12 protein-coding genes are annotated in these 12,413 nt (G+C 59.8%); 5 read left to right on the top strand and 7 right to left on the bottom strand.

Going from position 1 to position 12,413, the window contains the following annotated elements:
* Positions 1-82: 82 nt before the first annotated feature.
* Genes AC24GY_RS06560 through AC24GY_RS06550 form a run of 3 tightly spaced genes read left to right on the top strand, consistent with a single transcriptional unit; the run spans position 83 to position 3,121 of the window.
* Positions 83-1,192 carry a hypothetical protein gene (locus tag AC24GY_RS06560; protein ID WP_487681336.1) on the top strand — a complete coding sequence of 370 codons (1,110 nt, stop codon included), beginning with the start codon at positions 83-85 and terminating at the stop codon, positions 1,190-1,192.
* Between the two features lie 22 nt (positions 1,193-1,214).
* Complete coding sequence (locus AC24GY_RS06555; RefSeq protein WP_487681334.1) at positions 1,215-2,381, top strand: outer membrane protein assembly factor BamB family protein; 1,167 nt, start codon at positions 1,215-1,217, stop codon at positions 2,379-2,381.
* Positions 2,381-3,121, top strand: a complete 741-nt coding sequence (locus AC24GY_RS06550; RefSeq protein WP_487681332.1) for a TVP38/TMEM64 family protein — start codon at positions 2,381-2,383, stop codon at positions 3,119-3,121. The genes AC24GY_RS06555 and AC24GY_RS06550 overlap by 1 nt, the downstream gene beginning before the upstream one ends.
* Positions 3,122-3,128: 7 nt before the next feature.
* On the opposite strand, the gene AC24GY_RS06545 is transcribed toward AC24GY_RS06550, so the two are convergent.
* Positions 3,129-3,569, bottom strand: coding sequence for a hypothetical protein (locus tag AC24GY_RS06545; RefSeq protein ID WP_487681330.1), 441 nt, complete (start codon positions 3,567-3,569; stop codon positions 3,129-3,131).
* Positions 3,570-4,042: 473 nt separating this feature from the next.
* On the opposite strand from AC24GY_RS06545, the gene AC24GY_RS06540 reads away from it, so the two are divergent.
* The gene (locus AC24GY_RS06540; protein WP_487681328.1) at positions 4,043-4,867 is read left to right on the top strand and encodes an FHA domain-containing protein; all 825 of its coding nucleotides are present in this window, start codon (positions 4,043-4,045) and stop codon (positions 4,865-4,867) included.
* 47 nt (positions 4,868-4,914) lie between these two features.
* Here the strand turns inward: AC24GY_RS06540 and AC24GY_RS06535 are convergent, their stop codons facing one another.
* Genes AC24GY_RS06535 through AC24GY_RS06525 form a run of 3 tightly spaced genes read right to left on the bottom strand, consistent with a single transcriptional unit; the run spans position 4,915 to position 7,821 of the window.
* Positions 4,915-5,892, bottom strand: a complete 978-nt coding sequence (locus AC24GY_RS06535) for a 3-keto-disaccharide hydrolase (protein WP_487681326.1) — start codon at positions 5,890-5,892, stop codon at positions 4,915-4,917.
* 44 nt (positions 5,893-5,936) lie between these two features.
* Positions 5,937-6,941 (bottom strand): BPSS1187 family protein, encoded by a 1,005-nt coding sequence (locus AC24GY_RS06530; RefSeq protein ID WP_487681324.1) that lies wholly within the window; start codon positions 6,939-6,941, stop codon positions 5,937-5,939.
* 46 nt (positions 6,942-6,987) lie between these two features.
* Positions 6,988-7,821 carry a prephenate dehydratase gene (locus AC24GY_RS06525; protein WP_397381162.1) on the bottom strand — a complete coding sequence of 278 codons (834 nt, stop codon included), beginning with the start codon at positions 7,819-7,821 and terminating at the stop codon, positions 6,988-6,990.
* 327 nt (positions 7,822-8,148) lie between these two features.
* On the opposite strand from AC24GY_RS06525, the gene pbpC reads away from it, so the two are divergent.
* Positions 8,149-10,404, top strand: coding sequence for a penicillin-binding protein 1C (gene pbpC, locus AC24GY_RS06520; RefSeq protein ID WP_487681322.1), 2,256 nt, complete (start codon positions 8,149-8,151; stop codon positions 10,402-10,404).
* 35 nt (positions 10,405-10,439) lie between these two features.
* On the opposite strand, the gene AC24GY_RS06515 is transcribed toward pbpC, so the two are convergent.
* The 3 genes from AC24GY_RS06515 to AC24GY_RS06505 all read right to left on the bottom strand — a co-directional run bounded on the left by AC24GY_RS06515 (position 10,440) and on the right by AC24GY_RS06505 (position 12,375).
* The gene (locus AC24GY_RS06515) at positions 10,440-10,961 is read right to left on the bottom strand and encodes a hypothetical protein (protein ID WP_487681320.1); all 522 of its coding nucleotides are present in this window, start codon (positions 10,959-10,961) and stop codon (positions 10,440-10,442) included.
* A gap of 187 nt (positions 10,962-11,148) precedes the next feature.
* Positions 11,149-11,364 carry an addiction module protein gene (locus AC24GY_RS06510; protein WP_487681318.1) on the bottom strand — a complete coding sequence of 72 codons (216 nt, stop codon included), beginning with the start codon at positions 11,362-11,364 and terminating at the stop codon, positions 11,149-11,151.
* Between the two features lie 90 nt (positions 11,365-11,454).
* Positions 11,455-12,375 carry an EamA family transporter gene (locus AC24GY_RS06505; protein WP_487681316.1) on the bottom strand — a complete coding sequence of 307 codons (921 nt, stop codon included), beginning with the start codon at positions 12,373-12,375 and terminating at the stop codon, positions 11,455-11,457.
* Positions 12,376-12,413 lie beyond the last annotated feature (38 nt).

The following is a 12,413-nucleotide window of genomic DNA, read 5'->3' as shown; positions in this document are numbered from 1 at the left end:
CAAAGCAACGAACTCTTTGCCATCGGGAACGAAACTCCGGCTTGGCGTGGGGCGTACTTTGTGAAAGCTTGCCCATCTGCCTATGAAATTGAGTCTCCTCTGTTTGTTTGCCCTCGCCGCTGTGTCTTTGCAGGCGGCGGAGGATTTGTCGAAACCCATCGAAGCTCTGCGCGCGGTGGGAAAAGAAGGCCAGGGCAATGAGGCGGCGGGGAAGGCGTGGCGGGAGATCGTGAAGGCGGATGCGGCGACGCTGCCGGAGGTGCTGAAGGGCATGAACGGGGCGAATCCGCTGGCGGAAAACTGGCTGCGGGCGGCGGTGGGCGTGATCGCGGATGAGGCGCTGAAGGCGAAGAAGCTGCCGGTACCGGCGCTGGTGGCATTTTTGAAGAACACGCAAAACAGCCCGGGAGCGCGGGTGGTGGCGTTTGATCTGATCCACCGGGCAGATGAGAAGCTGGCGGAGGAGCTGACGCCGACGCTGCTGGAGGATCCGAGCTCGGACCTGCGGCGGCATCCGGTGGCGAAGCTGATCGAGGCGGGTGATGCGGCGCTGGAGAAGAAGGACAACGCAGCGGCGATCGTGGCCTATGGCAAGGGATTGGGCGGAGCGCGGGATGAGGACCAGATCAAGGTGCTGGCGAAGAAGCTGCGCGGCCTGGACCAGAAGGTGGACCTGCCGAAGCATTTTGGATTTTTGATGAGCTGGAAGATGATCGCGCCGTTCAGCAATGCGGATCGCGCCGGGTTCGACACGGTGTATCCGCCGGAGAAGGAGCTGAAGTTTGATGCGGTCTATGAAGGCAAGACGAAGGAGGCGAAGTGGGTGGACTTCACGAGCGCGGATGAGTACGGCAAGATCGACTTCAACAAGCCTTTCGGGATGGAGAAGAGTGTGGTGGGCTATGCGGCGACGGATTTTTTCAGCACGGAGGACCGGCCGGCGGAGATCCGCATCGGCTGCAAGGACGGCTGGAAGGTGTGGCTGAACGGCGAGCTGTTGTTTGCACGTGATGAGTATCACCGCGGCGCGAAGCTGGATCAGTACAAGCTGCCGTGCCAGCTGAAGAAGGGGAAGAACACGATCCTAGTGAAGTGCTGCCAGAACGAGCAGACGGAGCAGTGGACGGTGGAGTGGGAATTCCAGCTGCGGGTGTGTGATGCGACGGGCACGGCGATCCTGGCTGCGAAGTAATTTTTTAACCTCGATAATGACCATGAAGACGATTTCGATGTGTTTGATGATGTGCCTGGCAACGGGTGTGGTGCGTGCGGACTGGCTGCAGTTTCGCGGGCCGAATGCGACGGCAGTTTCGACGGAGGCGAAGGCACCGGGGGATGACCTGAAGGTGGCGTGGGCGGCGGATCTGCCGGGGCGCGGGCTTTCGGCGCCGATCGTGGTGGGAGACCGTGTGTTTGTGACGTGCTCGAGCGGGCCGGGGCAGGAGACGCTGCATGTGTTTTGCTTCAATGCGTCGGATGGGACGAAGCGCTGGGAGCGTGCGATGCGCTCAACAGGACGCACGATGACGCACAACAAGACCTGCGTGGCGGCGAACACGCCGTGCAGTGATGGGGACCGGGTGTTTGCGCTGTTTTCCTCGAACGACCTGTTTGCCTTTGATCTTGATGGCAACCTGCTGTGGCTGCGCGGGCTGACGTTTGATTATGCGAATGCGAGCAACAGCCTGGGAATGTCGCAGAGTCCGGTGGTGATGGATGGGACGCTGGTGGTGCAGAGCGAGAATGACAGCGAGTCCTTCGCGGCGGGCCTAGATGTGGCGACGGGCCGCAACAAATGGAAGCTGGAACGGCCGAAGGCAGCGAACTGGACGAGCGCGACGGTGTGGAAGAACACGGTGGCCCTGCAGTCGAGCAAGGGCATCCTGGCGGTGGAACCGGCGACGGGAAAGACGGTGTGGGATTACAGCGACGGGGCGAGCACGATCCCTTCGAGCGTGGGCTCAGGCGAAACGATTTATGCGGTGTCTCATGGCATCACGGCGCTGGCACCGGAGAAGGGCGCGGTGACGCAGCTGTGGCGCAATGAGAAGCTGAACCCGGGCACGGCGAGCCCGCTGGTGCTGGGTGACTCCATCTATGTGGTGAATGGCGCGGGCGTGCTGATCAAGGCGAGCGTCAAGAATGGTGATGAAGCCTGGAAGCTGCGCATGAAGGGGCCCTTCAGCGGCTCCCCTGTGGCGGCTGGCAAGCGGATCTACATCGTGAACGAACGCGGCATTTTCCAGGTGATTGATCCCGAGGCACCTGAAGGCAAGGTCTTGAAGGAAATTGAGCTGAAGGAAACTGTGCTCACGACCCCTGCGGTTTCCGGCGGGGCGATCTATGTGCGCAGTGACGCGAAACTTTGGAAGCTGCAATAATGGCGACCAAGGACGAGCCTGCAGCAGAGCCTGAAGAGCTGGATGTCTCCATCACGAGCGAAGTGGAGCAGGAGACCTCGCGTGCGCTGGGGAAGGAAACGCGCCAGGTGCTGTTTGCGGTGCTGCTGGTGGCTGCCTTCATGGCGCTGGCGCATTTCACAGGTCTGAAATCGTGGATCACGAATGTGCAGACCTGGAAGGAGATGGTGCGCCAGTTTGGCTGGGGGGCGCATGCGATCTTCATGATCGCGTGTGCCGGAACTGTGATGCTGGGTGTGCCGCGCCTGCCACTGTGTGCCGCCGCCGGGCTGGTCTTTGGCTTTGGTGAAGGGCTGGTGCTTTCGCTGGTCGCATCGACTTTGGGCTCATATGGAGCATTTGTCTTATCACGTCATGGGTTCCGCAGGGCGGTTGAATCGCGGGCGGAAAAATGGCCGTGGCTCAAAAAATTGCTGAAAAAGCCATCTGTCCTGCGGGTGTTCTGGGTGCGGCAGCTGATGGTGCCGGGCTTGGTCTTGAACGTGCTGCTGGGCATGACGCCGGTAAAGCACACGCGTTTTCTGCTGGGCACGCTGCTGGGCTATCTGCCGCTGAATGTGGCTTTCAGCCTCGTGGGCAGCGGATTGGGCAAAGGCGACCTCGCGACGACGCTCACACAACTCCTCGCTGCCATGGCGGTGATCAACATCGCAGCATGGCTGGTGTATCGAGTGATGAAGAAGCAGAAGACGAACGGCTGAGGCAGGCTCAATTCATGGCGTGCCAGGTCAGTGTGTGATGTTCCGCATCCTCAGCGTCGGCCTGCAGTGCAGATGCAGCGACAGCACCGCAGCCAACGAGCACGACAACGGGGAAGATGAGGATCAGCAGTGGGAGAAGCATGATGAAAGCGAGCGGGCCGAGCACGAGGCCCAGTGTGATCGTTTCCCAGCCGAACTGCTTCAGGTGAAGCCCGATGGGAGGGGTGCCATGCTGGCCGCTTTCCACAAAAATGTGCTCCTGACGGAGCCAGACGAGCAGAGGGCGCAGGGCCTGACGGAAGGGCCGCAGGACGGTGGCCTTCATGCGCCGGAGCTGCCAGACGCGGTGGAGATTGCGGGTGACGAAACGCGCTTCGGCGTTGTGAGCGGTGGCGGCTTGCTGAAACGAGGCCGCCTGTCCTCGTTGAGGTGCAGGGATCGTGTTCATAGGTTTGATGGTTGTTATTTAAAACGAACCTCCCACCTGAATTCTGACACAAACTCTCCCAAACTCAACAACCCCGGCCATGCATGGAGCATGCGCGGCATCCGGCGCAGAGGTCACAACTGACCGTGTGAGGATTCTCCAGACACTTCGGGCAATGGACGCAGAGCATGCAAAACGGACGTTGTGTGCTGGTCACGCTGGAAGCGCAGGGACTTCTTTTGGCAGCACTGTCAGATGCAGAACACGCTCGCGACGAGCGTGTCCGGATAGGTTCCAAAACATCGGTTTTCATGAGTGCAGGGGTGAGCGAGCACACGAATCGAACTGAACCGAAAAACGCGCTATTGGCAGACCTGCCAATACGTAACTTTTTTTCACCCGCGTTGCACATCGCATGCTCCTGCGCAAAATCCTGCATGCCAGTGAATGCCGGGATGAAGGATCAACCAGCCTTATTGAAATGGAGTGGAGGCGTGTACACACTCCAAGGGCCCTGCTTCATTGGCCGTCGTTCGGACAACGACATTCCCATCAGCAATGTGCAGGCTTCACGACGCCACGCAGTGCTGATGAATTTGAATGACGACTGGTGGATCAATGACCTGGGCAGCCGCAATGGCGTCATCGTCAACGGACTGCGCATCAGCTGTGCGCGCCGGCTCAAGAACGGAGATGAAATCCGCATCGCCAATCAACGGCTCATTTTCTGCAACTCGTCACAGCCTGCGCCGCATCACAGCTCCATCATGGGCAAGACCACGGAGCTTGCGCCTCAGACCATGAGCGATGCGCCGCTCTCTTCGGCTGCATGCGAACTCCTGATTGTCACGGAACAGGGAGAAATCCTTGAAGGTGACAAAGCGGCCCACTGGTTCTTTGGCAAATCTTTGGAGCGGGCCCCTGGCGCCCCACATTATTTTCTGCCTCCAACCGTCCGCCAATGGCTGCAGCAGCTGGCCGACGAAAGTGAGAACATCTTTCCTCCGCTGGAAATGGAGCAGGAGGGGCACCGCATCGTGCTCTCGCTGGCACGTTGCAAGGACAACCGTTTTTATCTGCTGGGCCGTGTGGAATCACTGCAGGTTTCCATCGAAAGGCTGCAGAGCCTCGGCCTGACGGAGCGTGAGGCTGAAGTGATGCACTGGGTGTGCGAGGGCAAGAACAACCCTGAAATCGCGCAGATTCTCGATGTGACGCTGCACACGGTGAACCGGCACAACGAGCACATCTTCAAAAAGCTGGCCGTGGACAACCGGCACAAGGCCATCAAGACCGTGAAAGAGCGCCTGGGGGTGTGAAACGAATTTCTTGATCCGTCCCACACCCACGAAAGCGGGCAATCGAGTTACTTCACCACCGGGGTGAGGACCATGTTGCGGTAGTCCACGTTTGTGTGATCTCCCTGGAGGTAGATCGGGCCGGGCTTGAATTCATCGCTGGTCATGGCACCGCCGGTGCAGCCGAGCACGGGGGCGTTGTCGATGATGGTCTTGCCATTGAGGATCACGGTGAGGTGGCGGTCCACCAGGGTGATGTCGAGGGTCTGCCATTCGCCAATAGGCTTTTCCGCGGCGACGCTTGGGGTGATGCGGCTGTAAAGCGCGCCCATGTGGTGTGAATCCAGAGGCTGGCCGAAGCTTTCCATGACCTGCACTTCATAGATGCCGCGGAGGTAGATACCGCTGTTGCTGCCTTCCTGGGTGCGCACTTCGGTCTTGAGATTGAAGTCTTCGAATTCAGCGTCGGTGCGCAGATTGCCGAAGTGCTTGTCCTTGGCCTTCACCACGCGGTTTTGCAGGATGCCATCGACAACGCTCCAGCCGTTGTCGACGCCTTCCTTGAGCAGACGCCAGCCGGTGAGGTCCTTGCCGTTCAGGAGCTGGATGGGGGCGCCGTATTTCACCTTGGAGAGATCCGGGGCTGGTGGCACGTCAGCGATGCGCTTGCCGGCGAATTCCTGGGCCTTGCCGATCTCCTTGCCCTCTGCATTTTTCTTGGAGGTGGTGAGCTTCAAAACTTCGCCTTCGGCTTTCGCGGTGATCGTTTCGATGGCAGCCAGTTTGCCTTCCTTGTTCTTCTGCTCGCGGGTCACGATCAGGGTGTCGCCCTCGACCTTGGTGCTAGCGGTGGGCACCACGCTGCCGCCGCCCCAGAGCACGCTGGAGCTGAGAGCGCCGTCCTTGGACTCCACGCCGAGCCAGCCTGCACCGCCTCCGGGAATGGTGAGCGCCCAGCGGCCGATGAAAGGATTGTCAGCAGCATTCAGAAGAGTGCCGAGACTGAACACGGCGGCGATGGAGAGGGGACGAAGCGAGAGCAGCATATGTGAGCGGGTTGGAGGATTGAGTTGGGCGTGAATCAACGGGATTATTTGCGCTGATCCTTCACACAGTCGGGATCGGCGGGTGTTGGGGTGCCGGTTTTATCAACCGGGTGATTGAAGAGATACTGCCAGACGGCTTCGTGGATGAATTTGCCATCCTTGTCTTTCACCGCCGCGCCACCGGGGGTCACAGAGCTGTGGGCGCGTTTGTCGTCGCCTTTCACATCGGCGTTGGTAATGAGGCGGCGGGTGTTTTGAAACGGTGGGGCGCTGATGTCGACATCCACGATGGGTCCGAACTGATTCAGTCCCATCATCTCCCAGGAGCGACAGTAGTGGTCGGCAGACCAGCCACCATCGAGGACGTGGCTGAAGCCGAAGATGCGGTTGGCGGGCGTCGCGGAGGGCAGCGACTGCCAGCTCTCGTAGTTGTCACGCGGACCGCAGAAGCAGACCACGCGATCCACCTTCTGATGCTTGGCGAAGCGGGCGGAAGTCGTGGCGCCGTGCGATGCGCCGGAGACGATCACTTTGTCCCAGCGCAGACCTTTGCCGTCTTCGGTGATGAACTGACCCCATTTGCCTTCGGGATGTTCCTTGGCGAGCCACTTCACGAATTGAAACGAGCGCTCCATCATGCCGTCCGGCTGCGGAATGCTGACGAGGTCGCTGTGGTCCTCACCGATGGAGGCTTCGAGACGGATGTCGCCCAGGGTCTTGCCGTCATTCAGCCGGGCCGGAGGGATGAGGCCGAACCACTTGTTGGCGTAGTGCACCTGAATCGCGTGCAGTCCGTAGCTGTTGAGTCGCTCGAACAGGGGGGCGCTGTGGCCCATGAGCCAGATGACGAGCTTGCCCTGCGGCTTGACCTTCACATCGACGCTCGCGTTTTGCAGGTCCTGCGGCTTGCCTTTTTTGTCTGTGAAGACGAAATCAATTTCGGGATGCTCCTTGGCACGCGGGTCGATTTCGCTGGCGCGTTTTGAGATGGTGGGTGCGGCATTGAGGCTGATGGACAAGGCCAGCAGGCAGGGGAGGATGTTTTTCATGGAATGATTGTTGGCTCTGTTTCCGGACGGGCCAGGAATGGCCCTGCTACGATTCAAAGCGGAGGTCGGCGGAGTAGGAGCCCACGCTGCGGATCGTCGCGCCATCGGCACGCGTTTGATTGAGGGCCTTCTGCACGCGGGGATCGGCGGTGGAACCTTCGATTTCGATGTAGAAGCGGTACTTGTTCGGCTGGCCGCGGATGGGGCGTGATTCGAGACGCTTCATGTTGATGTCGTTTTCACTCAAGGGCGTGAGGAAACGGCACAGGCTGCCGGGGCGGTCTGGAAGCTCGACGATGAGTGCGGTGCGGTTGTGCTCGAGCCCAGGCGTGTTGGCCGCGTGTCCGATGAGATAGAACTGCGTGATGTTTGGCACCTCGCCTGCAATGGGGAAGTGCAGGATCTGCAGGCCATGGCGCTCGGCGTTTTGGCGTGGGCCGATGGCGGCGGCCCCCGGGGTGGCGACGGCTTTTTCAGCGGCTTTCGCCGTGCTGGGCTCCACCACGCGCTTCACATCGGGATAGTTGGCCTTGAGCCAGTCATCGCCATGGTAGAAGGGCATCGCGTGGGAATGGATGGAGGTGATGGGCTCCCCTGCCCTGCCGAGCAGCGCGAGCTTCACATCCAGCGTGAGTTCTTCGAGAATGGACAAGGTGCTGCGGGTGTCCACCAGACGGTCAACGGTGTCGATGATGAAACCGCCGGAGGAGTTTTCGATGGGGACGATGCCCAGAGCGTCTGGATTCGTGGCGAGGAACTCGAACACATCTCCCACATTGTCCCGCAGGCTGACCGCCAGGCCGGGAAAACGCATCTGCGTGATCAGATGCGAAAAACTCCCCTCGGGACCGAGGCAGGCGATGGTTGGCGGCGGATTCATGCGGGCTGCGCATGCTCCGTCGCTGGGGCAGATGGTCAAGAGGACGCGTTCTCAAAGAACACGCTAGGAGGCATGTGTTGAGCGAGTGCGGCAGCGTCTTGGAGTGCGGTGGCAAGCTTTAGCGCGACACCGCTTTCGCTGGCCGGACTGCGGGCTGAGGCCGAAGAACATCATCCACCCAGCGAAAGCGGTGTCGCCGATGCAGGCTTGCGCCGTGCATCTCTGCCACCGCACTCCAAGACGCTGCCGCGATGCTTGAATGTGCCAGGCGGCTTCTCAAAAGCACAGCGCTCTGGATTTCACCGCCACTCAGGGCTTGATTGCCGCATGCGCCGCCGCTGGAACATCATTCTCATCACCCTGCTCGTGCTGGCGGCAGGCGGCTGGTGGGGGGTGCCGTGGCTGCTACCGCTGCCGGAGGGGCTGCTCAAGCCGCCGCCATCCTCCACGCTTTATCTCGCCCGCGATGGCACGCCGCTGCGACATTTGCTGAACGAGAACGGCACGCGCTCTGCACCGCCGGTGAAATACCCTGAGATTCCGCCTGCGCTGGTGCATGCGCTGCTGGCGGCGGAGGACAAACGCTTCTTCTCGCATGGTGGCATCGACCTCCTGGCGGTCATGCGCGCGGCGTGGGACAATGGACGCAGCGGACACATTGTTTCCGGTGCTTCGACGATTCACCAGCAGCTGATCAAGAACACCACGCCGCAAAGGGGCAAACGGACGCTGGGGGTGAAGATTGCTGAAGCGCTGCGTGCGCGCCGGCTGGCGATGTGCTGGAGCCGCGAGGAGGTGCTCGCGGCATATGCGAACCGGGTTTCGTTTGGCAATCTCATGACCGGGGCCGCCACGGCTGCGTCAGGCTATTTTCACAAACCGCTGGGTGATCTCACGCCTGCGGAGTGTGCACTGCTGGCTGCACTGCCGCAGTCCCCGGCGCGGCTGAATCCGTTTCGCAAACTGGAGGGCGTGCTGCCGCGTCAGCGCCGAATTTTGGACAAGATGCACGAACTGCACTGGCTGGATGACGAGCAGCATCGTGTGGCCTTGGACCAGAAGATCGTGCTGCAACGATTCAGTGGTGGGTTCGAGGCACCGCATGCGGTGGAGATGCTGCGCGGAGGAGGACATGGAGAAACGATCCGCACGACGCTGAATGCCACGCTGCAGCAGCAGGTGGAGACGATCATCGCGCAGAGGCTGGAATCGCTGAAAGGACGCCATGTGACGCATGCGGCGGTGGTGGTGATCGAGAATGCGACGGGGGCGGTGCTCGCGCTAGCGGGGTCACGCGATTTCTTTGCGCAGGATGGTGGGCAGCTCAATGGGGCGTGGGCGGCGCATTCACCGGGATCGGCGATGAAGCCGTTTACCTATGAGATCGCTTTTGAGCGCGGGGCTACGCCAGCGAGCATTGTGGCTGATCTTCCGGTGGAATTTGGGACTGCGTCGGGCACGTATCGTCCCGAGAATTTTTCTCTGCGGAGCTATGGGCCGATGACGTACCGCTATGCGCTGGGCAATTCGCTGAACATCTCGGCGGTGCGTGTGCTGGACAGCATTGGTGGAGCGGAAACGCTGCTGCCGAAGCTGAGGGAGCTCGGCATGAGCACGCTCATGGAAGATGCGGCGCACTACGGGCTGGGCCTCACGATTGGGAATGCCTCGGTGCGACTGGTTGAACTCGCGAATGCGTATGCGTGTCTCGCGCGGCTGGGGCGGTTCAAGGCTTGGACGCTGACGCAGGATGATCGAGCTGCTGAAGAGCGGCGGCTTTTGGGAGAGAACGAGAGCTGGCTGATCGCGGATATTTTGAGCGACAATCAAGCGCGTGAGATGTCATTTGGCAGTTGGTCGGTGCTAAGGCTGCCGTTCAAGTGTGCTGTGAAAACCGGGACGAGTTCCACCTTTCGCGACAACTGGACGCTGGGGTACACGCCGGAGTTCACTGTGGGAGTGTGGGTGGGTAATTTCGACAACACGCCGATGCAGGATGTCAGCGGTGTGACGGGTGCGGGACCGATCTTCAAGGATGTGATGCTGCACCTGCATGAGAAGCATCCGGCCACGTGGTTTGCGACGCCGAAGGACATGGTGCGTGCGCGCATTGATCCGCGCACGGGGAAACGGCTGACACCGCAGACACCGCCGGTGCGGGTGAGTCGCGAGGAGTTTTTCGCTGGCGGCAAGCTCCCCGCTGTGGCGCAAGCTGGTGATTATGATGCGCGTGGCCGGGCGATTCTGCCGCGTGAATATGCAGCATGGATTGGCAGCAGCGCCAACTGGCTGGGGGATTTGGTTACGACGGCGGAGACTGGGGAAAGGCCGGTGCTGCGGATCACGAATCCGATTCCGGGCACGGTGGTGATTCTTGATCCGGATATTCGCAACAGTGGCAACCGGCTGCTGCTGCAGGCTGCGGGATCAACTCAAACGCGCTGGAGTTGCAAGACGCTGGAGCTGCGCAGTGAGGGTGCTCACACGTTTGCCATCCTCAAGCCGGGGAGGCATGAGATTGAGGTGAGGGATGAGGCGAGCGGGTTGAGTGCGAGGACGTTTGTGATTGTGAGGGAGGAGTGACGCTCGACTAACTCGACTTCGAAATTTAAGCCGTTTTATTTCTCCGTTTTGGCCCCAAGTGCCAAATATAGATCTTTTTCGGCGAGTTCCTTTATCCGTTCATAGTCGTCAAACCAAAAGCTTTCGCGGTCTAAATCAAACTGCACACTTTCCATGCCTTCAACAGTTTTGCGAGTAACACGCTCTCCGTCTTCAAAGTCTTCCCATACCCGCTTCGCTTGACTAGCAAGATCAATCCACCGATGCCTCACACTTTGAATACGAGTAATAAGTTTTTCCCAAGAACACGCGGGCAGGATCACCGTACTAATGAATGCACAAACTAACCCAATAATAGCGGAAGCAGTCTGTAGGCCTGTGCTAGTGACAAAACAAAAGAAACTTGTGACAGTGCCAATACCGAGCACAATTTTAAGGCCAAGATCAACTTTTAACACCTTACTTTCAAAACGCCGCCAGTAAGCGGAGTTGAATTCAGCATTACATCTAATTTCCCAAATTCTTTCTCTCATAGAACATGAATAAGCCAATCCCCACGCCATCGCCAATACCTTCACGTCCAGCCCCAATCAGTCCGCCCATCATTGTTGATCGCGCAACTGGTTTTGTGAGACCAAGCAACACTCCACCTCCTCCCCCATCTAAAAAATAGCGCTGATTAAAACGTGCGCCGGCATATCCCCTCGGCTGTCTCACCTGCTGTTGATTGAGACGTTGAACATCAGCCTCAACGCAAGATAGCCATCATGCTCGCGATGCCGCGATGCGTTTTTTGAGCTCCCGAATACCCGCAGCCACCTGAGTTGTGGCGCGGACTGCTTCAATATCTCCCTCATCATATGCCTGCAACCGCTCATCAAGCAACGCCGCAGTCTCGGCGGTGATGGTGCTGTCACGTGAAACATCCTGCCAAAGCTCCGACACGAGACGGAGCTTTTGATCCACGGTGAGCGCACTCAAGGCGGGCATTGTTTCCAGAATCATGGGGAAACATGCCCTTCGCATGGCCGGGTGGCAACGGCTTCTTTTTGCGTGGCGACAGACCCGTGATCAAACCACCACTAAAACGATGGCGCTCATCATGAGCAGGGCGCCGGCCAGACGCCAGCGCATGACTTTGGGGCCGAGGTGCTGTTCGGCGTTCATGAACCAGTGGCCGATCATCCAGACGAGGGCCACGCTGAGGAGGCCGCGTGAGGCGTAGACGATGTTGGCGGAGGTGGCCTTGCCAAAGACGGCGAGGGTGCTGACGAAAATGATGCTCTGGGTGCCGAGCAGGACCGCCCCTCCCACAAGCCATGGCCAGGCCTGGACCCGGATGGCGCTCAGGGGAGCCGCAAAGCGGAAAATGAGGCCGAAGGAGAGCAGGGCATTGATCCAGAAAATGCAGGGAAGCAGGCGGCCGACACCCCAATAGGGGCCCCACTTTTGCACGAGCACATCGAAGATGGCGAAGGCCACCGCACCGATGCCACCCGCGACGAAGGTGATGAGCAGATGACGCGGCGGCTGGCCGGCATCCTTGCGGTTGAGGAAGGTGATGCCCAGGACGCTGAGACAGGCGGCGATCCACAGTTTCACCCCCACGGCCTCACCGATAAGCAACGGGGTGAAGAAGGCGACGAGGATGACTTTCAGTCCAAAAACGGGCACGGCGACGGAAACATCTCCCTTTTCCAGGGCCAGAAACTGGGCGAGCTGGCCGATGAAGAGGCACATGGCGATGACGCCGGGCTGCCAGAGATCGACTATTTCCACGGGGGGGCCGCCGAGCAGCCAGAGGAAGGAGAACAGCCCCGCGACAATCAAATTTGCGACAAATGTGGTGCGCCAGAGGCCGACGCCGAGGTCGCTGGAGCGTTTCAGCACGAGCGCCCCGAAAGCATACAGGAGGGCGGCAATGAGCGGGAAAAGCGTGGTGGCGAAAGCTGGGGACACCCCCGCCATTAACACGCGCAGGCGGGGTAGCAAGTGCGAGGAATTTCAAGCTCTTAAGCAGCCACTTGCCA

The organism is Prosthecobacter sp. Pr1 (genome assembly GCF_057652315.1).
This window is presented reverse-complemented; position numbering and strand designations above follow the sequence as displayed.

What these genes read in the sequence shown, in the direction of transcription:
- AC24GY_RS06560 (WP_487681336.1), top strand. Translation starts at nt 83, where the DNA reads ATGAAATTGAGTCTCCTCTGTTTGTTTGCCCTCGCCGCTGTGTCTTTG.
- AC24GY_RS06555 (WP_487681334.1), top strand. Translation starts at nt 1,215, where the DNA reads ATGAAGACGATTTCGATGTGTTTGATGATGTGCCTGGCAACGGGTGTG.
- AC24GY_RS06550 (WP_487681332.1), top strand. Translation starts at nt 2,381, where the DNA reads ATGGCGACCAAGGACGAGCCTGCAGCAGAGCCTGAAGAGCTGGATGTC.
- AC24GY_RS06545 (WP_487681330.1), bottom strand. Translation starts at nt 3,569, where the DNA reads ATGAACACGATCCCTGCACCTCAACGAGGACAGGCGGCCTCGTTTCAG.
- AC24GY_RS06535 (WP_487681326.1), bottom strand. Translation starts at nt 5,892, where the DNA reads ATGCTGCTCTCGCTTCGTCCCCTCTCCATCGCCGCCGTGTTCAGTCTC.
- AC24GY_RS06530 (WP_487681324.1), bottom strand. Translation starts at nt 6,941, where the DNA reads ATGAAAAACATCCTCCCCTGCCTGCTGGCCTTGTCCATCAGCCTCAAT.
- AC24GY_RS06525 (WP_397381162.1), bottom strand. Translation starts at nt 7,821, where the DNA reads ATGAATCCGCCGCCAACCATCGCCTGCCTCGGTCCCGAGGGGAGTTTT.
- pbpC (WP_487681322.1), top strand. Translation starts at nt 8,149, where the DNA reads ATGCGCCGCCGCTGGAACATCATTCTCATCACCCTGCTCGTGCTGGCG.